Genomic DNA, 19,762 nt, shown 5'->3' on the forward strand with positions numbered 1-19,762 from the left:
CCCCGACACTTATATGGTTACAATTAGACGAATGCATTTGGCAGTTCATTTCATTCCACAACTCAGCTTACCCTTCAACCACATCGGCTCGCAAATCCGTTGCAACCTCAATCATTTGCGGAACGACAGCTTCATTGACAATGGCAACATACAGATCTCCCATATACAAACGAAATGGAATCTGCAGGTTCTCATACGTCCACATGAAGAAATCCCCATCGATGGACATGACGCTCTCAGGTCCTTGGAAGGTAAGGACGGGTGAGTAGGCAAAGTCGGGCTTGGATGAAAAATACTGTTTGCATTCTTCCAAGGAGATGGACTGCTCTAAGTTATTTTCTTGCATGGATCGAGTGATCCGAAAACGTTGATTCATGAAATATGCCTCCAATTAGAATTTGTGCAGAACCTGCCCCAAAATTTCGATGCCCTTCACAATCTGCTCATCAGAAGGTGTTGAGAAATTAAGTCTGATCGCATTACAAGGTTCGTTCTCATCAACGAGGAAAGCAGTACCCGGAACGACCGCCACGCCTTCTGCAGCAGCTATTTTGGCATAATCCAGCATCGGGATATGAGCCGGCAGATCACACCAGAGGAACAGCCCTCCATCCGGATGAGTAAAGGTGATGGACTCACCGACATGCTCCTGCAGTGTGTCAATCATCAAGGCAGACTTCCTGCGATAAATCGCACGGATGCTGCTGATATGCTCTGCATAGTTATACTCAGTCATGAACTTGTATGCCAGAATTTGCGGCAGCATGGCTGTATGTACATCCTCTCCCTGTTTGGCAACAACCATCTTCTGAACAACCTCGGAAGGAGCCAGAACATAACCAACACGCAGACCAGCGGACAGAATCTTGGAGAAAGAGCCTACGTAAATAACCAGACCTTCATCATCCATCGATTTGATCGTCGCTACATCTTCTCCTTGAAACCGAAGTTCTCCGTACGGGTTATCTTCCAGGATCATGACACCATATTTCTTAGCAAGATCATAGATCGCTTTGCGCTTCTCCAGGCTTGTGGTAATACCTGTGGGGTTTTGAAAACTCGGAATCACATAGATCAGCTTTACATTCTGCTCGGTTTGCAGAGCATGCTCCAACTTTCCGATATCCATACCGTCTGTCTCCATCGGAACACCAACAAGATTGGCGCCTGAAGCCCGGAAAGAGTTCAGTGAACCGATAAAGCTTGGGCTTTCACAAATAATTGTATCCCCTTCATTACAGAATACTTTACAAGCGAGTTCAATTCCCTGCTGTGCTCCAGATACGATGAACAGTTCATCCGACGCTTTGCCCGTGTCAAAGCCTGAACTCAGGTGTGTAGTCAATGTATCCCGCAGCGGGGCATAACCTTCGGTAACTCCATATTGCAGTGCTGTTACCGGGTCCTGTTCCAAAATCGATTGGGTGAATGCCCGAATCGCCTCAATAGGGAAAGTTTCCGGAGCGGGATTACCCGCAGAGAAAGGAATTACATTTTGACCCGAAGAAGCCTTCAGGATCTCACGAATAATGGATGGCTGCAATGCAGCAATCCGGTTGGAAAATGAATAGTTCATCTTAGAATAATCCTCCCGAATTCAAATCTGAATGTTGTCTCAATAACTACAATTAGATTCTATTATACGAGTATTTGGCAGATTTCTAAACGGTCTCGTCAAAATTGACAGAGAACAACAAAAAGAGGCCGACGTACGCCTGACATACGCCGCCCCTTTTTTCTATGGAACTCACATTCCTTCCATGTATTATCGATGGATCAGATTAATCTCCGATAACCGTGTTGCCTTCACCAAATAAGTTGCCAATCCTGGGACCATCCGGGCTAAACCGGGATAGAATTTGTTCGCCTTGGCAAAGGCCAGCTTCTGGATTCTCCGTGCCCTCCGGAGCAGGCGTGTGAATTCGCGATTGGCTTCCTTCGAATATTCGTACTGCCACTGCTCGAAGCTGATCTTCCCTTGAAGATACTGGTCAGTCCATTCAGCACACAGCAGCGCGGAGCGAAGGGCAATGGACATTCCATCACCACACAGGGGAGGTATCATTAGCATGGCATCACCAATATGAGGATATTGGGACCAGGGTTCAGGAACATTGGATAGATGGAGTGGTGCAATCGAGACCTGCGTCCCTTGGACCGGGATTCCCTCGGCAAGCCTCACTGCCAATCTTTCGTTGGTCAAGGATGCCGCCTGCAAAATATCCTTCACAGACTTGCCGCTCCCCCGCACCGTATCGAGTGTCAGCAATGCAGCTACATTGGCAATCCCATCTTCAATTGGTGAAATGCCGACGTACCCTCCTTTGCAAAAATACAACTCTACCCGTGACGGAATGGTGATTCCCTGAAAGTGCGATTTGACGCCAACATATGCTGTTTTATCCCGTAGCTCGGCTGGCGAGGTCATCCCGGGCGGCTTCTTCGAACCATGGGCTCCGATAACGGTTCTTGCTCTATATTGAATCTGGTCATTTCCTTGTTTGACTTCAACTTCATAGCTATCATCATCAAACCGATGAATGTTGGTTATCGTTGCTCTCGTAACAATTTCAACGCCTGCATCTGCGGCCTGCTCGTGTAAAATTCGATCCAGCTCATATCGGCTGATGCCATAGGCCAATCCCGGCAAAGGCGCTTCAATTTCCCCGCCTTGAGGCATAATGATCTTGGCATGATCCATGGTACTCGGTTTTAACTCTTGTTTGCCAAGGTGGATACCCAGATAATTCAGCATCTCCGTTGTTTCAGGCGACATAAATTCACCGCAGGTTTTGTGACGTGGAAATTCCTGCCGATCCAGCAGCAGTGTCTGATGCCCTTGCCTGGCAAGCTGCAGCGCAAAGGTACTGCCGGCAATTCCCGCTCCGATGACTATGGCATCCATTGGTTTAGACACGTAACAACACCCGCCTTTCGGGGAATCACAACGGAATAGCGGAACAAAGGCTTCCATTCATAGGTCATCGTGTCATGATTCAACTGATGTTTCAAATCCCGCCAATCCCTGCCCGTGAAGCCTTTTGCAACAGACAGTGGTCCATCATGACGAATATACCGATTGCGAGAGATCATTCGAGTGGTAATCCAGACGGCCGCATAGGATACGGGATGCCGATGGATATCGTTAATGACAACGCCATATTTGGAGGCGCGCAGCATATGCGAGACCATATCAACCAGTTGCTTTCCCTCGAAATGATGGACAAATTGCGAGCCAGTCACGATATCTGCTGAGGCATCTGGCAATTCCCTGACATCGACACGCCGAACCTTGATTCTGGGTTCATTCCGGAAGAGGTTTCTCGCTTCCTCACATGCCTCCTCAGTCAGATCGACCAGAGTGATCTCCAGCTTAATTCCCTTTTGGTCTGCCCAATGCAATAACTTCTGGTTTACATCACCTGAACCTGCTCCCACATCAAGAAGGGTTAGCGTAGTTGGACTGCCAATCGCTCTCCATAACTTCTCCACCCCTGCACGGGTTGGACCGGGAGCAGCAAATATTTTGTTCAGCCGTCTCAAATGTTTGAGCGCTTCGCTCAATTCTTCTCCACCCATGGAAAAATCGTCCATCAACTCGTCTTCTCTTGCCCGTACCGATAGTGTTCTAAAGAAAGACATGATCCCGCTCCTTTACAGCTATACATTGGGAGTGATTTTCTCTAATTAACAATTATCCCCTCTAACCAATCCTTATACTCGTAAGAACGACGATATGTTATTTTACTAAGATATCCCAGATCTCAGACTCCTTAATTCCATGACCCTGTAGAACAAATCCATTGGATGCTGCATCACCGGATGCAAACATGAAAAAAGTCGCCAATATAGGCGACCTTGTGGTGTTAGCGTTATTTCTTGATTAATTTTCCCTGATCCTCATTATCGTTGGCGTTTTCTTTAAAATAGATCTCGTTTAGAATGTTCACACGGACGGTAATCTTCTGCTCCAGCATCGGAAACCATTTGGTCTTCCATTCCTTTAACCTTTTCTCCGAAAGTTGGGGACGGAATATCATTCCTATGCCCAGTACATCCGATTTGTAGGATTGAATCTTTCTCACGGTTTTATTGAACTGTTCGCTCAGCTGCTCCTGCATTTCTTTTTCAATTACGCCATTGCCTTTCCCTTCAGGACTTTCCGTAATGTCTACATCGAGAACAACATTGGTCTGAATTGACGGGCCTTTCTCCGACCACCGGGTCTGATGTTTGATATGCGCATCCTGAATAAGAACACTTGTGTTCTGTGCCACTTCAATGGTTCCCCCTGTATATTTCCCTTTGAACAAATTAAACAAAAGCGTCTCTTCCTTACTCAGCGTTCCTACCATACGGTCCTCCCGCATGACAGCTGTGCCCATAAAGGTAAACAAGGTTCGCTCGCCGTTTTTGAGCATTGGAATGGCCATATCTTCCGTATATGAGTTTTGGTTTTGATAGGCTTCCCATATTCGGACGATCGATTGATTGGGTGTCCATCCTGCATCTTGGCTAAAAAAGTCGTAGGAAGAAATTTCAGGTGTTGGTGAGATCTGATGATACATCGTCTTCTCAAAATCACCATCAATTACCCCTACCAACCCCTTAATCGATATATCGTTCGCTCTCACCGCAAAATTGATGATGTTCTCAATCCCCTGCTCTGCGACCCGTCTGTCGATTAACATCAACCTCAGATGTACCAATTCAATGCTTTTTTCAGAATCGGTTCGCATTAAATCGATGGCTTTACTTATGGATTTTGCCTCTTTCTCAAGAATTTGGGTTTTACCTGATGCATCCGGTATTTGGAGAATGACCTTGTATTTTTCGGTAGCGCCTTTACCCACACCCATGACAACAGGCAGATATTGTTTGTTAATATCCTTTGTATCCCAACATCCCGGAAGCAGCAAGAGCATAGCTAGGGTTACAATTAATGTGCTTGCAATACGCATGTTCATGTACCCACCTTCTTTCGCCGCCATTGCGCCGCCAGGAATACAATGATCGGAAAACCGATCACGCTGTAAACACAAAAGTAAGAATTCAGATACAGATATGTATTCAATGCGTTCATATCCGGTATCCACAGACTAATCAGGTACAAGGAGACACATGCCAGAGAGATAATCCATAATCTGTTGATCTTCGGCATAAACAGCTGTTGTACTAGGGAGACCAGAATCCAGAGCAAAACCGAAACCTTCAACACGCCCAGCGCACTTGAGGCCACCACGTAAAAGCTCGGGAGCCAATCAAATACAACCCACTCCAAATCAATGGTATCTGATGCCATAAGCATCGGATACTGCAAGTGCACTACCGTTTCCTGCCCGAATACAAGCAGTGGAACATATACAGACCCCAAGGCAAACACAAATATAATGCCGACCGCAGCAGCAACTTTTCCAAAGCTAATGCGTTTCTTGGAGGGAATCATGCCCAGGAATAAAAACCCGGCTGAAATAACCGTGCATACATAGTAATCCGAATTGGAGAAAAACGACATTTCGCTATCCCAAATCGGAAATATGTAGCTGATTCTGAAATTCTGGATGCTAATCATCATGGAGAAAAAAATGAATGGCATCAAAAGGATACACAAACCGATGCTCGCTCGGATGATTATATGAAGTCCTTTCCAAACAGCATAGAAACAAAGCACGATGAATAGAGCCCCTGTCGCTGCTGGCGGTGTTCTTTGTAGAAGTACAGCTTTAATCTCACCTGACTGGAAATACATAAGCAAAAACAACTCGATATATAGAAAGATGAGCAAAGGTAGGACGATTAGCCTCGTTCCCCATTTGCCCACTGACTCATTACAGATGTCGACCACTGTTTTTCCTGGGAACTGGGACAACGCTTTTAAGTAGAGCCACAGAACCAGCAGCTCAGCCAGAAAAAGAATTGTTATGGGAATCCAGTGCCCTTTTGAAGTCGCAGAGATGATGCGTTCGGGGAAGATAGCAAAGATCGACGCGAGATGAAGCAGAACAAACAGAGTCAAAATCTGAGCTTTATTCATCTGAAGCTTTTCCTTTCACACTTAAACTTAAGTAAGGAACAGAGCAAGTGCTCAACGAGGCAAAATACAGTATAATCCAAATCATTGCCGCCTCAAGACCCCATATCCCAAAAAAGGAACTGATGAGCATGACAATGTATTTATACATTCGTATACCCGTCGTATTCATGTAACCTGCCAGCACAAAATTAGCAATCGCAGAGGCCACAAGGATAATAATCAATAGATTACTGACGAGTTTAGCCTGAACAATCGCTTGTCCTAACAGAATACCGCCAATCATCGTTATCGTCGGACCAATGTTTTTGGGAAGTCGAATCGTAGCCTCAATAATCATCTCCAGCAGCAGCATAACCAGGAGCATTTCGATCAACGAGGGATACGGAACCCCTTCTCTGCTCTTGGCTACAGTTATGGCGAGTTGTATTCGCAGCAATTCCGGATTCACCGAATTGAGCACAATATATAGACCCGGAAGCGTGACAGCCAAAAGTGCACCAATCGCCCGTACGGTTCGTAAGAACACCTGAAACAGATATGGATAGTTAACGTCCAGCGTTGTTGACCACAAATCCGTTATGATCACCGGGAAAGCAAAAGCAAACGAAAACTGGTCAATCAATATGACCACTTTTCCGTTCATCAAATTCTGTACCATCTCTCCTGGCAACTCCGACGAGACGTACGTTGGTGTTAATGAGAATCTCGGATGCCCCAATATACTCATCAGGTCCCTTACCGTAGTCAATTCCTTGTCCTTATTTTGTTCCAGCTTATCCCGGATAGACGCAATGACCTTGGCTTGAGCAACACCCTCTAGGTATACCATGGCAATTTTCTTGGTAGACCGAGTTCCTGTTTCTCGTCGTTCAATAACCAAATCATCGGAGATCATCTTTTTCCGCAGCAAACCGATGTTTTTATTAATATCTTCTGTAAACGCATCGTACGCAGATTGAAGGGGATTCTCACTCTCCGGTGCACTGACAGATCGCGAAATGTCAGTATGCTCCGGTTCCATAACAGCTGCCATCCCTTCTGTGCTGAACAGAACAAGCTTTCCATGCAAAATATGGTCGGATATCTCCTCCATTGACATGGAGGCCTCTTCTTCAAATGGACTGAACATATTTTGAAATGATCCGTTCTCATCGCTACTCGCCGCCTGGTTCATTGCTGACAATGTTGTTGGAAAATCGACAAGGCTCTCCATGTAATACGCTCTGAATTCCTGATCGGCGATAACCACGTTCTTGCTTAAGAAATCCGAGCTCTTTTTGAAATGTTCGGAGAGCTGCTTTTCTATATCGTGAAGATCTTTTTCATGGAACCGCTGCAAATTTTACCACCTCTTTTGAAGTAGTATGTCGTTCAGAAAAAAGTTTATTCAGAAAGGCATCTTGATTTATGCAGTAGTCAGAAAGGCTTTTGTACTGGAAACCAAAATTTAATATAATGTTATAATGCACCAACGGGTGGGAGGATAAGCCATGAACAAAGAAGAACAGGTCTTAGTGGGTTTTAGGGACTTATATAACAAGATCGTTCGGCTTAATAAGGATAAGATGGAAGCCAGTCTTAAGGGTTATAAGCCCTCTGAAGTGCATTGCATCGAATACATTGAAAAAAATGTAGATTCCAATGTGACCAAACTTGCGGAGTCCTTTTATATGACTCGCGGTGCCATAAGTAAATTAACGAAAAAGCTCATACAAAAAGGCCTTATCGAAAGCTACCAGAAGTCGGATAACAAGAAAGAAATCTACTTTAGGCTGACGGAGCAAGGAAAGGCCATTTATCAAATTCATGAGGATCTGCATAACGAGTTTCAAGAGCGAGATAAAGCTGTATTTGAGCAGGTAACCGAGGAACAATTCGACAGCATGCTTCACTTCGTGGACAAGTATAATCGGCATTTGGATGCAGAGATCAAGAAACTGGGTGCAGATATCAAGTCGGAATAAATCCGAATCATGAAAGTAAACTAAACGCAGCCGGGCTCTATGGAGCGCAGGCTGCCTTTTTTATCGTTATTATTTTGTTGACAAGGAAACAAAGAGGTTGTACGCTATTAATGTTTCCAAGGAAATAAAACCACTATTCTTGAGAGGAGAATTTAATGTTTAAATTTCGATCACGATCACACCATAAACAGAGCATCGAACAGAACATCGAACAGAAAACTGAACCAACCATAGATAAACATGCTTTATTATTCGGTCTTATCTCTGTGTTTCTTTGCGGAATAGGCTTCAGTATCATAGCACCTGTCGTCCCGTTCTTAGTGCAGCCTTATACAAGCAGTCCGGGAGAACAAGCTATTGTTGTTACGCTGTTGACCTCTGTGTATGCCTTCTGCGTGTTTTTTGCATCCCCCGTACTTGGCGCTCTGAGCGACAAATATGGCCGTCGTCCATTGCTCTTAGTATGCCTTTTGGGTTCTGCAATCGGGTACCTGATTTTTGGCATAGGAGGTGCTCTATGGGTACTATTTGCGGGGCGCATCATTGAGGGGATAACAGGCGGGAGCATAGGCACGATCTTCGCCTATTTTGCAGACATCATTCCTCCAGAACAGAGAACCAAATACTTTGGATGGGTGAGCGCAGTTGTAGGTGTAGGTACCGTCATCGGTCCGACTGTAGGTGGATTACTGGCGAAGATTGATTATGCTGCACCCATGTATTTTGGAGCAGTCATCACTTTAGTGAATGTTATATATGGATTCTTTTTTATGCCTGAGAGCCTGGACAAGAAAAATAGACTGAAAGAAATTACTTTTGCAAGACTTAATCCATTCATACAGCTTGCAAACCTGCTTTCCATGAAAAATTTAAACAGGTTACTTATCTCAGCATTCTTACTGTGGATACCCAACGGATCATTACAGGCCGTTTTTTCACAATTAACAATAGATACTTTCAGTTGGAAGCCAGCACTCATTGGACTTATGTTCTCGATTATGGGTGTTCAGGACATCATCTCACAAAGTCTCATCATGCCAAAGCTTTTGAAAAAACTTGGTGATAAACAGATAGCCATTCTTGGCATGACCGCGGAGATTATAGGCTACGGTTTTATTGCGCTGTCAACTTTGTTCTCCTTCTATCCTCTGTTTATCGCTGGCATGTTTATATTTGGTTTTGGCGATTCAATCTTTGGGCCTTCATTCAACGGGATGCTCTCGAAGTCTGTTGATTCCAGTGAACAAGGAAGGGTTCAGGGAGGTAGCCAATCCATACAGGCTTTAGCAAGAATGATTGGTCCTATCATCGGAGGTCAAATCTATGTATCCCTTGGTCATGCCGCACCCGCTGTCATGGGTGTGATCCTTATAGCAGCAGCAATACCTGTTTTGTATAAAAGAACGCTTGTAAATATTTAAAATGCCTATTTTCATTAGGCAAGTAACTTATTGATCTGGTGGTCGAGAAACCATCTAGAACATAACATAGGGTTTCAGAACTTGGGTACCAGTTCTGAAACCCTATTTGTCTACAATCCTGGACATCCTTTCATCAGTTAGTCTGCCTTTCCAAACTCCAGTACATAGATGGATGACGGACGTAATAAGTAACCACGCTGCCAATCCTCGGTCAAAACACTACGCTCTGTGCACTTGATATGATCTGGTTGAAACACGGAGTTGATATGATTGTGTGATTCGCTGGTTATCTCATATAAGGTCGCCTCTTCGCATCCATCGAAAGCTTGCAAATCCAGCTCACACCGTATCTCCTCCAAGCTTCGGTTCACAATAAACAGGGTGACCATGCTGCGATCATCATTCGTCCCGGCTACAATGTCCAGATCGGGAAGAGCGTCCAGCTCTATAGGCGTTTTTTTGTTTGAAGCTACAGAGAATGTTCCACATTCGGTCTTCACGGGTAGAAGATGATGAATATCCCGATTCGCGTAAAGCTTTAACACTTCATAGGTCGGAGTTCCGTAGATCGTGAGCTGGCGTCCACTCCATCCAGCCTGCTTGCCCCGATATTGATCCGCATAGAAATCCCCGACGCGAATGCATCCCCCTAGCCAACCATTAACCAGATCGGAGAAACTTCCGATGTGCACGCTATCACTACAACGAATCATTTCATTCAGATTAGCCGCATTCGCCACGGCAGCGCCAAGGGTGTGTTCGTCTGGCAGTCCTTTTCGCACAGTGTTAGGATAATACATCGTGTTATACTCGGTGATCGCCAGCTTCACATGTTGATGTTTGACATCGGAATGGATGACCTCCGTTGTCTGGCGGATATAGTGCCGGGTCCACTCGGGATAACTCGCCATTGCTTTGTACCGCTCCTCAGCCGGCGTATCCTGATTCATGCCAAAGGGACCGTAGCCATGATACAGATGTAACGTTAGATAATCGATATGCTCTCCTGCCAGAGCAAGCACGGTTTTATTCCAATCCTGCTCATAATGTCCACAGGCCAGTAACACAATGGAATCATCCACTTCCTTCATCGCCTTTGCAAACTGAACGGTCCGCTCTGCAAATTGTTCCGCAGAGCATGCACCCACTTGCCATTGCCCCCAAACCTCGTTGCCAATCTCCCAGTACTTGACGTGATAAGGCTCCGGCGATCCATTCTTCGCCCGAAGAGCCCCCATCGGCGTATCCACACTTCCATTACAATATTCGATCCATTGGGCCGCTTCTTCAGGTGTACCTGAGCCATCGTTCACGCAAATCAGAGGTTCTACCTGCAGCTCGTGGCAAAAGCGGATAAATTCATCCGTTCCGAAATATTTGCTGGTCCACCCTCCCCATGCCTCATTGAACATGACGGGTCTCTCCAGAACCGGGCCGATGCCATGCTCCCAGTGATAAGCACTAATGTAGTTACCTGCGAGTCTCATCATGCCTGCGTTTAGTGCTCTCGTCATCTCTATCACTTCACGTTTCACCAGCGCAATATGATCGATAGGCAATAGAGACACATGATCCAGCCAGAGCATTCCAGTAGAGACGTGATCAATCCATCTTGGATGCTCGGCCGGAATATACACCCGAATTTCTGCATCGGGGCAAGCGCGCATGATCGTCATCCGTCCTTCATAATCCCGCCAGTTATGGCTGTCCAATTCGACTTTTAACTGACCCAGTACTTCTTCCGTTCGTCTATCGACTGCTTCGACCATCAAATATTGTAGTTCGATGGAAGCACGCGCAACAATATGGACGGTGTAATCCATCGGCCCTTTCAATGCGGACCTCTGTACAATTCCCGCGTACGCTTCATCATCACTTAAGATTCGAATACGCTGAGCGCGACCCGAATGTCTGAGAGCCGGGGGTTCCATCGCATATTGAGTATTTCTTCCGTTGGTGTAAGCCTGCCAGCTCCCCGATACAGAAATTCTTGATTCAGCTTCGCTTTCAAAGTCCATATCCTTCAATGGAAATGCAAGCATCGCCTCCATATGGTCCCGAATGTCTTCCACAAAATGTCCAAACAAATAAGGGTTGACCGTGTGCTCGCTTAAGCTATTACAATTGATACTGATCCTTGCGTTAGATTTCAACATAGCTCCTCCATCATTGTGATTGATATGGATTTAACCTTTAATCGATCCAATCATGACCCCTTTAACAAAATGCCGCTGCACAAAAGGATACATCAACAGTACAGGCAAACTGGAAACGATAATCACCGCATACTTGATGCTCTCCGCGAGCAGGATTTTGTCCTCCAGTCCAATGTTACCGTCTACGGCATCGGATTGGCTGATCAGCAGAATTTCGCGTAGTACCAGTTGAAGCGGATGCAGATTTTCGTTGCGAATATAGATGAGTGCGTTAAAAAATGAATTCCAGTGTCCTACAGCATAGAACAGCACCATCACAGCAAGAATCGGCTTGGACAGGGGCAGAATAATGCTCAGAAGCAGCCGCCAATTGGAGCACCCGTCCATGTGGGCAGCTTCCTGCAGTTCCCAGGGGATACTCGACTGGAAATACGTTCTCATCACGATCAGATTGTATGTGGCGATCGCGCCGGGTACAATCAGAGCCCACATCGTATCCACCATGCCCAAATTTTTGATCAATAGATACGTTGGAATTAATCCGCCACTGAAAAACATTGTTAGCGTGATAAACACCATGATTATATTACGCCCGGGAAGATCAGGTCTCGAAAGGGGATATGCGGCCAACACGGTCATGATAATGTTAATCACGGTGCCCACAACGGTATAAATTATCGTATTGCGATACCCCATCCAAATCTTCTCGTTTTGCAAAATGTTCGTGTAAGCGTCCAAAGTCAGTCCTTTAGGCAGCAACCACACTTCTCCATTCAATACTTTCGTGGGATCACTGAACGAAGCGCTGACGATAAAAATCAACGGATACAGTACAGCGATGATAATAATTGAAGCGATGATGTATATAATTACATCGAAAATTCGTTCATTGGAACTGGCTTGTAGTGTCGCCTGCTTGGACATGCTGCCTTGCCCTCCTTTACCATAAACTCGTCTCAGACGTCTTGCGCGCAATCCGATTGACCAGTAAAAGCAACACCAGATTGATGATTGAATTAAAGAGTCCGATAGCAGCTGTATAGCTGTATTCTCCCTTTAAGATCCCTGTCGTATAGACAAACGTTGAAATGACATCACTCGATTCCAGATTAAGATTGTTTTGCATCAGCAAAATTTTCTCAAACCCCACGTTCATGAAATGACCAATATCCAAAATGAGCAAAATGATAACAACTGGAGCAATACCGGGCAGCGATATATGCCAAATACGCCGCAGTCTTGACGCTCCATCCATCTTGGCTGCTTCATACAGATGCGGGTTCACACCGCTCAAGGCTGCAATATAGATAATGGATTGCCAGCCCATGTTCTGCCATATATTCGAGCTGATAAAAATGGTCTTGAACCAACCAGCTTCCTCTAGAAAACGGATCGGCGTACCTCCGAATGCCTCAATCAGCAGATTGACCGGACCTGTATGGGGCGAGAGAAACACATTCAATATGCCAACGATAACAACCACTGAAATAAAGTGGGGAATATACGTAATATTTTGCAGCCACTTGCTGAAGGTTTTATTGCGAATTTCATTGATAATCAGTGCCAGCAGGATGGGAATCGGAAAGGCAATTAATAAGGAAAACAGGTTAATGGACAGTGTATTCCATAGTAATCTCCAGAAATAATATGAATTGAAAAATCGTTCGAAGTGACCGAAGCCTTCCCAGCTACTGCCCAAAATCCCTCTGGCCGGATTGAAATTTTTGAATGCTATTTGCAGTCCATACAACGGAGCATAGTGAAATACCACATACCAAGTGACTGGAAGAAGCAGCATAAGGTATAGATCCAATCTTTTGCCCATTTGCCTTAAAAGACCTGAACTCTTTTTCGAATGACTTTGTGGCATCGTAATCGTTGTATCCGTTTTGGCGCTTTTCATGGGCATCTGCTCCTCATCCATGATGTTTCAGCATTACTTCTGCATCTTGTCATAAGCATCCTGATATATCTTCTCCAGCTCCTCGATTCTCATCTTTTTGAGCGTGGACTGGAACTGCTCCCATTTGTCGAAGCCAAGCGCACCTACGATAAATTTTGTACTTTGTTCTTCGTAATATTTGTCGATATCATTTCTCAGAATGTTGACTTCCTGGGCGGTTTGCTCATCAAACATTGGAGCTGCATAGCGGACTTTTGGCATGAACGGATCAAGCTTTTGCTGCGCCTCCTGCACCTGCGGTGGATTGATAAAAGAAGCAACCTGTTCGCTGATGAGATGTGGCGCGCCTCCTCCGGCATAAGGCGTAATTTTGGCCTGATTGCTGATATCCTTCAAAAAGTCCTCTGTATAGTAGGGAATACCATCTTTAATTTCATAATGCTCGCCTTCTCTTCCGAATCTCAACAGCGTAGAACCCTCATCACTGTAGAAATAATCAATCCAACGCATCGTGACTTCCGGATATTTATTGACGGATGTGATCGCAAAGGCTCCAAAATCCCTGGCAATGGGCAAAGCCTGGCTCTGCAATCGATCACCCTGCGGACCTTCCAGTGGGGCGATACCGGTATATTGGTCTTTGATCGACAAAAAGTTATTGTTTGTCTGGTCAAAGAAAAAGCCTGTATTTCCTGAACCCTGCTTGGCCAGATACTGTGCTTCCGTGTGTGTGAATATTTCCTGATCCAGAAGCTTCTCCTTATACAGCTTGTTTAAATACATCAGCATTTCTTTATTTTGGTCACTGCCCATCCAGATGCTTACTTTGTCATTTTCAATATTAATGTTATATCCAAGCTGTGAATCCAAACCGAAGGATCCGCTCATCGCGCTCACGACAGCCAATCCCACACGGGCAGTCATCGGTAGTTCATCCTGTTTACCGTTCCCATTCGGGTCACCATCACGGAAGGCAAGCAGAACGTTGTACAGTTCTTCGGTCGTCTCCGGCACTTCCAGATTCAGTTTGTCAAGCCACATCTGATTAATCCATTTCTTATCCGTCCGGGCCGCACTCAGCGTAACAATCCCCGGAATCGTATAAATGTGACCTTCCGGTGTAGTGATGCCTGCGCGAATCTCGGGGTATTCCTCCATTAATTTCTTCAAATTCGGAGCGTACTCATCGATAAGTTCTTCCAACGGAATTAACTGGCCTGCAGAACCGTAGCGAATGGCTTCGAGCGGGGAAAGACCTGAACGGAACAAGGCATCAGGCAGCTCATTCGATGCAAACAGCAGATTTTTTTTCTCTTGAAAACCATCTGTCGGCGCTTCAATGAATTCCACTTTCACGTTGCTCAATTTCTCGTAATCCTGGAAAACCGGCATCTCCTTGAAAGGGCCATTTACGGGTGCAATTCGGGTAAACATCTTGAGATTTACCGGTTGGTCCACAATTGGAAACCCGGTCGTATGAACGTCGTTTTTCGATACCTCTGATGCAGATTCGTTAGCGGTCCCACCGGAACTGCATCCTGCCAGCATCAAACTGGAAGCGATCATTGTCATAATCACATTTCTTCCCCAGCGTTTACGCATAAGTTGCGCCCCCCGATTCTTTATCACCAAATGTAATTTGTAAGCGTTTGCTATTGGTGTGTGCTCATTATAATTCACCAGGCATGGAAGGCAATTACAATAATATGACCCTTTACTCCACATATTTTACAAGTTTTGAGTTTTGCTCTGATCGGCATCGTTCCCCGTGAGTATGTCAGGGTGCTTTATATCGTTCTTTCTTTTTCCCGGATTGCTCAAATACGCTTGCGGTGTCAAACCCGTTATTTCTTTGAACACTTTAAAAAAATAGTTGTGCGTCGTAAAACCGACTTGAATGCTTATTTCTTTGATCGAATATCGGCCACTGTCCAGCAGCTTACATCCGACATCAATCCGAACCTGATTCAGATATTCCGAGAAAGTCCGCTGCGTCTCCTCCTTGAATATTCTGCTTAAGTAGGAGGCATTCAGCCCAATGACATTTGCAGCAAGCTCTAATGTGACATAACCTGGATACTTCTCCAGGATGATATGAATGGCCTGCGTGACATGCCGAGAATAGGAGCCCACTATACGATGCTGATTCAGCAAATGAAACAGGCTGGAGAAGAAGGATTGCAGGCCTTGCTCCAGCTCTCTTATGTTTTTCATTCGACCAAGCTCGCTTCTTGAAGGCAGCTTAGCTACCGCTGGATCTGTGGAAGGCAAGTAGCTCTTCCATGCTTTATCACCCATTTGCATGAGCTCGCTGACCATCATCTGAACCGTATGTGAGTGGATAGGCAGGTGGTCTATCGAAGCAAAAATAGAGGAAATCAATTGGTGTACGCCTTGCTTGTCAAACCTTTCTATGGATAACAGAAGCTGTTTGTGCTCCTCAATGGTCAGTGAAACACGCTGGCGTTGATGGAATTCATCTGAACGCTTGTCCGATGGATGTTTGTCCGAACATGGGCTTTCTTCGTGGATGATAGGACTACTGAACGTTTTCGACGAAGATCCATCGAGTGTACTTTCGGCTGAGCAGTAGCTGGATGCCAACTGGGACAGACTGGTGCATACATGTCCCACAGCGGTAACACATTGCAGATTCAGGAACAGTTCCAATGCATGCTGAATCTTCCGCAGTTGTCCATCTACCTCAAGCTGTATGATGTGCTCGCTTCGTTCCTTGAAAAAAAACACGATAACAAATCGCCCTTCCTCTACGTACACCGCTGTCCGTTCATGGATATCACCCAGGCTCTGCTGCATCATATCGACGACCTGCTGAATCAGACCATTGGTCTGCACGTCACTGTATGACTCTGTCAGCAGCAGGAACGGAACAAGCTGTAAAGCTGCTGCTGCATATCTGGACGCATGCGGATACAGATTGTATTTCCGGGGAAAATCCTCAAACCCATACGTTGCTTTCGTCTGTCTTTTGAGCAAATACAGCAAATAATCGCGCATAACTTCGGAATTCCCTTTCTCTGCTTCTGCCTTCTCAGCGACGTGTTTCTCACGCAACCGATCTGCCTGCTGCAATTCCGATACGGCTTTATTCAAAATGTGGAGCAGCGTTGAATCGTCCAACCGATGCTTGAGCAAATAATCAATGGAGCCATTGTTCAGGCAATCCCGCACGTAGTCATAATCATCATAACTGCTGAGCATAATGGTCTTTATCCACGGAAAACGTTCCTTAATGGTCCGATTGAGCTCTACACCATTCATTTCAGGCATATCTACATCAATAATCACAATATGCGGTGGCGACTGCTCAATCATCGTTAAAGCAATTAACCCATTATGCGCCTGACCGCATAATTCGAATCCATAGTTTGCCCAGTCCAATAACGTCCATAGATTATGGCGTACCAACGGTTCATCATCGACGAGTAGTACCTGAAACATGGCTTATGTCACCTCTCGTTTGGTATTTTCCATACGTTTCTCGAGTTTGGGCAGCCGAATCTCGGCTTTGGTGTAAAACCCCGGTTCACTGCACAAATGGACGCCATAAGAGTCGCCATACATGCGAACAATTCGTTCGTGTACATTACGTACACCCATTCCACTAAAACGTGATGTTTCGCCTTTTGTGCCCGTACCTTCCAGTAAATTCTTCTGTTGCTCCTCCGTGATCCCCTTGCCGTTGTCCACCACATCAATATGGAGATGGTTTGCATCCTCATACACCCGTATCAACACGAATCCATCCTGTTCGAGTGGTCCAATACCATGAATAATTGCGTTTTCAACTAGAGGCTGCAGCATCAACTTCAATACCCGGCAATCCAGTAATGCGTCATCCTCAATCTCGGTAATCAGTCGAATCGGCTTCATATATCTGTACTTCATGATGGAGACATAGTGCTCAACATATGCTAATTCCTCCCGCAGTGTAAGAAATTCGCTTGAATTTCCGAGGACACTCCGCATGAGCTCAATCAACGATCCCGACACCTCTTCAATGTTCGGCACTCCGTTCAATCTGGCCAAATACTTGATTGTATTGAGCGAGTTGTACAAAAAATGAGGATGGATTTGTGCTTGAAGCGCGGTCAGTTCAGCTTCCCGCTTTTCTTTCTCGCTGAGGCGGATTCCTTCGAGCAGTCTTTTCAATTCTTCCATCATACTGATAAAGACAAGATACAGTTGCCCTGTCTCGTCTTCGCTTTTGATCTCTTTTTGGGGTAGCGTAAAATTGCCATCCTTCACAAACATCATCAGCGATTTTAGTTTTCGAATATTCAGGGTAATTCGGGAAGAGACTTGCAGTGAAACGATCAGCACAACGACAAATACGATCATGGACACCTCTGCCAGCAGTTTGCGCAGCCTTACAGATTCGGTCAAAAGAGAATCTATTGGAGTTAAAGCTATAGTGCTCCACCCAGTATAGTCGGATTGACGACAAAGAACGATGTATTCTTTTCCATCCATATATTTCCTGACCGCGTCACCATTCCTTCCGAATTGCTGATTAATGTCCTTAATTTCCTCGTATGAAGGAGCAAGAGATGCGGTAGCTCGGGTTTCATAGACGAAGCGATTTTCCTTGTCCAGTACATAGATCATGCTATCTGTAGTCGGCCTCACGTCATATGTTTTCTGGATAAATTCATAATTCACGTCAACCATGACAACCCCAATGGGGGCACGGTCATAACGAATCTCCCGACCAATAGTGACAGCATCTGATACCCCTGTCTGTTTGAAATATGCGTGCCTTGATCCATTTTGCAGCATATAGTCCATCACTGGCGTACCCAAAATCGTTCTGTCCAGCCAAGGCCCACCCGAGAAGAACACCTTCCCGTTCAGGCCCACAACGGCGATCCGTGAAATGTAAGCCTTATAATCAATCAGGGACGATAGAAATTCATCCATCCGCTTCTGCTCCTGAAACCACTCATAACTGATCTCCTCATTCGGACTAAGCAAAGTGTCAATGACCGTGTTTTTGTTAGTCACCACGACGGTATTCAGACGATCAATCTCTTCCAGCATCATGTTCAATGATTCATCCGCCTGCCTTATGCTGTCCGAAACTGACGTGATTGCATTTTGCATGATCGTCTCACGCATGCTCATATAAACAATGACCGTAATCGAAACGATGGATACAAGCGTAACGGCAATAAAAGCGATAAAAATTTTCCCCTGAATGCTGCGTTTCGGTGAAATCCATCTCTGCATTGTAGAGAGCTTCATTGTCGGAGTCTCCTTTTTCAAGATCCATTCAAAAAAAGTAAGCGTTCTCCAAACTGAACATCAGTATGTTCGGGATCAGCTTGAGGTTCTCCGCATCATGATTGGAGGAACTTTATAATAGATTTTGAATGCTCTTGTAAATGAATATAAATTCGGGTAACCCAGCGACAAAGCAATCTCCGTAATGGTTGCATCGGTATCTTTTAGAAGCTGTTTGGCCTTATCCATTCGTATTCGCTGCATGAATTTTAACGGAGGCAGACCGACCTGACTGGTGAACATGTTGGAGAAGTACGAACGATGCACCCCCGCAAAGTCGGCGACCTGCTGCACGGAAATGCCCTCTGTTGCATGCAATTCCATGTAATCCATGCATTCATGAATCCAGCTCGCCAGTTCTGTAGGCTGTGTATAGTTGGTGTCGGGAACAATACTAGCCAACAATCCGTATACCAACCCGTGCAACTCCAGTGATACTGCAGGCTTCCACCGTTCCACACATGCCAATGCATGAATCAGACGATCAGACGTTTCTTGGACCCGAGAAGTAAACATCTGTTTGCCGAACGGGCTTTCCGGAGTCAAGCCAGCCAGCTCCAATAATGGTTTGACTTTAGCCCCATCCAATGCCAGCCAGTTCATTCGCAGCGGAGATTCCGAGGGAAGCATGTGATAGTAATAGGTTCTGCCGGGAAACAGACAAAACAGATCATTCTTCTGCAGGTCCACTCGCTTGCCATCAAACTCAAACCTGACCATGCCTTCATGCACAAAATGAAGACTGTAACACTCAATACGCTTGGGGCCAACCCGGTAATTGGATTTGGCTACACTTCGTCCTGCCCGGACTGGCCAAATGTGCTCCTCTTTATCCAAATAACCCGGCTTATAGTAGATGAATTCTGCATACTCGTACTCATATTCCTGCATTTTGGCGAGTCCCCTCCTTCTCTTTTTTGTTTGATAATAACAAAATGACAACAAAAATATAACACCGGGCTATTTTTATAACTCGTTTT

16 protein-coding genes are annotated in these 19,762 nt (G+C 45.4%); 2 read left to right on the top strand and 14 right to left on the bottom strand.

Annotated elements, in window-relative coordinates; translation table 11 throughout:
• Positions 1 to 67: 67 nt before the first annotated feature.
• From P5G61_RS14535 to P5G61_RS14565, 7 genes are all read right to left on the bottom strand, one after another.
• Positions 68 to 376, bottom strand: coding sequence for a hypothetical protein (locus P5G61_RS14535; protein WP_301247192.1), 309 nt, complete (start codon positions 374 to 376; stop codon positions 68 to 70).
• Between the two features lie 15 nt (positions 377 to 391).
• On the bottom strand, positions 392 to 1,576 hold the full coding sequence (locus P5G61_RS14540; RefSeq protein ID WP_301247193.1) for an aminotransferase-like domain-containing protein: 1,185 nt from the start codon (positions 1,574 to 1,576) through the stop codon (positions 392 to 394).
• Between the two features lie 189 nt (positions 1,577 to 1,765).
• Positions 1,766 to 2,917 (bottom strand): NAD(P)/FAD-dependent oxidoreductase, encoded by a 1,152-nt coding sequence (locus tag P5G61_RS14545; RefSeq protein WP_301247194.1) that lies wholly within the window; start codon positions 2,915 to 2,917, stop codon positions 1,766 to 1,768.
• Positions 2,893 to 3,642 carry a methyltransferase domain-containing protein gene (locus tag P5G61_RS14550; protein ID WP_301247195.1) on the bottom strand — a complete coding sequence of 250 codons (750 nt, stop codon included), beginning with the start codon at positions 3,640 to 3,642 and terminating at the stop codon, positions 2,893 to 2,895. The genes P5G61_RS14545 and P5G61_RS14550 overlap by 25 nt, the downstream gene beginning before the upstream one ends.
• A 230-nt stretch (positions 3,643 to 3,872) precedes the next feature.
• On the bottom strand, positions 3,873 to 4,967 hold the full coding sequence (locus P5G61_RS14555) for a Ger(x)C family spore germination protein (RefSeq protein ID WP_301247196.1): 1,095 nt from the start codon (positions 4,965 to 4,967) through the stop codon (positions 3,873 to 3,875).
• On the bottom strand, positions 4,964 to 6,034 hold the full coding sequence (locus tag P5G61_RS14560; RefSeq protein WP_301247197.1) for a GerAB/ArcD/ProY family transporter: 1,071 nt from the start codon (positions 6,032 to 6,034) through the stop codon (positions 4,964 to 4,966). The genes P5G61_RS14555 and P5G61_RS14560 overlap by 4 nt, the downstream gene beginning before the upstream one ends.
• Positions 6,027 to 7,373: a spore germination protein gene (locus tag P5G61_RS14565; RefSeq protein ID WP_301247198.1), complete on the bottom strand. Its 1,347-nt coding sequence runs from the start codon at positions 7,371 to 7,373 to the stop codon at positions 6,027 to 6,029. Before P5G61_RS14565 ends, P5G61_RS14560 begins: the two co-directional genes overlap by 8 nt.
• Positions 7,374 to 7,524: 151 nt before the next feature.
• Here P5G61_RS14565 and P5G61_RS14570 point away from each other — a divergent pair, with 151 nt between their 5' ends.
• Both P5G61_RS14570 and P5G61_RS14575 read left to right on the top strand, forming a co-directional pair.
• Entirely contained in the window at positions 7,525 to 7,998 is a 474-nt protein-coding gene (locus P5G61_RS14570) for a MarR family winged helix-turn-helix transcriptional regulator (protein WP_301247199.1), read from the top strand.
• 155 nt (positions 7,999 to 8,153) lie between these two features.
• Positions 8,154 to 9,419: an MFS transporter gene (locus P5G61_RS14575; protein ID WP_301247200.1), complete on the top strand. Its 1,266-nt coding sequence runs from the start codon at positions 8,154 to 8,156 to the stop codon at positions 9,417 to 9,419.
• Positions 9,420 to 9,556: 137 nt separating this feature from the next.
• Here the strand turns inward: P5G61_RS14575 and P5G61_RS14580 are convergent, their stop codons facing one another.
• The 7 genes from P5G61_RS14580 to P5G61_RS14610 form a co-directional block, all read right to left on the bottom strand.
• Positions 9,557 to 11,572: an alpha-L-arabinofuranosidase C-terminal domain-containing protein gene (locus tag P5G61_RS14580; RefSeq protein WP_301247236.1), complete on the bottom strand. Its 2,016-nt coding sequence runs from the start codon at positions 11,570 to 11,572 to the stop codon at positions 9,557 to 9,559.
• A 33-nt stretch (positions 11,573 to 11,605) separates the two neighbouring features.
• A complete protein-coding gene (locus tag P5G61_RS14585) occupies positions 11,606 to 12,499 on the bottom strand; it encodes a carbohydrate ABC transporter permease (RefSeq protein WP_301247201.1) in 894 nt (297 codons plus the stop codon).
• 16 nt (positions 12,500 to 12,515) lie between these two features.
• The gene (locus P5G61_RS14590; RefSeq protein WP_301247202.1) at positions 12,516 to 13,478 is read right to left on the bottom strand and encodes an ABC transporter permease; all 963 of its coding nucleotides are present in this window, start codon (positions 13,476 to 13,478) and stop codon (positions 12,516 to 12,518) included.
• A gap of 33 nt (positions 13,479 to 13,511) precedes the next feature.
• On the bottom strand, positions 13,512 to 15,080 hold the full coding sequence (locus P5G61_RS14595) for an extracellular solute-binding protein (RefSeq protein WP_301247203.1): 1,569 nt from the start codon (positions 15,078 to 15,080) through the stop codon (positions 13,512 to 13,514).
• Positions 15,081 to 15,206: 126 nt separating this feature from the next.
• Positions 15,207 to 16,940 carry a response regulator gene (locus P5G61_RS14600; RefSeq protein WP_301247204.1) on the bottom strand — a complete coding sequence of 578 codons (1,734 nt, stop codon included), beginning with the start codon at positions 16,938 to 16,940 and terminating at the stop codon, positions 15,207 to 15,209.
• 3 nt (positions 16,941 to 16,943) lie between these two features.
• Positions 16,944 to 18,743 (bottom strand): sensor histidine kinase, encoded by a 1,800-nt coding sequence (locus P5G61_RS14605; RefSeq protein ID WP_301247205.1) that lies wholly within the window; start codon positions 18,741 to 18,743, stop codon positions 16,944 to 16,946.
• Positions 18,744 to 18,818: 75 nt separating this feature from the next.
• Complete coding sequence (locus tag P5G61_RS14610; protein WP_301247206.1) at positions 18,819 to 19,673, bottom strand: AraC family transcriptional regulator; 855 nt, start codon at positions 19,671 to 19,673, stop codon at positions 18,819 to 18,821.
• Positions 19,674 to 19,762: the final 89 nt, after the last annotated feature.

The organism is Paenibacillus vandeheii (assembly GCF_030433635.1).
GTDB lineage: Bacteria > Bacillota > Bacilli > Paenibacillales > Paenibacillaceae > Paenibacillus > Paenibacillus vandeheii.

What these genes read in the sequence shown, in the direction of transcription:
- P5G61_RS14570 (WP_301247199.1), top strand. Translation starts at nt 7,525, where the DNA reads ATGAACAAAGAAGAACAGGTCTTAGTGGGTTTTAGGGACTTATATAAC.
- P5G61_RS14535 (WP_301247192.1), bottom strand. Translation starts at nt 376, where the DNA reads ATGAATCAACGTTTTCGGATCACTCGATCCATGCAAGAAAATAACTTA.
- P5G61_RS14610 (WP_301247206.1), bottom strand. Translation starts at nt 19,673, where the DNA reads ATGCAGGAATATGAGTACGAGTATGCAGAATTCATCTACTATAAGCCG.
- P5G61_RS14555 (WP_301247196.1), bottom strand. Translation starts at nt 4,967, where the DNA reads ATGAACATGCGTATTGCAAGCACATTAATTGTAACCCTAGCTATGCTC.
- P5G61_RS14600 (WP_301247204.1), bottom strand. Translation starts at nt 16,940, where the DNA reads ATGTTTCAGGTACTACTCGTCGATGATGAACCGTTGGTACGCCATAAT.
- P5G61_RS14550 (WP_301247195.1), bottom strand. Translation starts at nt 3,642, where the DNA reads ATGTCTTTCTTTAGAACACTATCGGTACGGGCAAGAGAAGACGAGTTG.
- P5G61_RS14590 (WP_301247202.1), bottom strand. Translation starts at nt 13,478, where the DNA reads ATGAAAAGCGCCAAAACGGATACAACGATTACGATGCCACAAAGTCAT.
- P5G61_RS14540 (WP_301247193.1), bottom strand. Translation starts at nt 1,576, where the DNA reads ATGAACTATTCATTTTCCAACCGGATTGCTGCATTGCAGCCATCCATT.
- P5G61_RS14585 (WP_301247201.1), bottom strand. Translation starts at nt 12,499, where the DNA reads ATGTCCAAGCAGGCGACACTACAAGCCAGTTCCAATGAACGAATTTTC.
- P5G61_RS14605 (WP_301247205.1), bottom strand. Translation starts at nt 18,743, where the DNA reads ATGAAGCTCTCTACAATGCAGAGATGGATTTCACCGAAACGCAGCATT.
- P5G61_RS14575 (WP_301247200.1), top strand. Translation starts at nt 8,154, where the DNA reads ATGTTTAAATTTCGATCACGATCACACCATAAACAGAGCATCGAACAG.
- P5G61_RS14560 (WP_301247197.1), bottom strand. Translation starts at nt 6,034, where the DNA reads ATGAATAAAGCTCAGATTTTGACTCTGTTTGTTCTGCTTCATCTCGCG.
- P5G61_RS14595 (WP_301247203.1), bottom strand. Translation starts at nt 15,080, where the DNA reads ATGCGTAAACGCTGGGGAAGAAATGTGATTATGACAATGATCGCTTCC.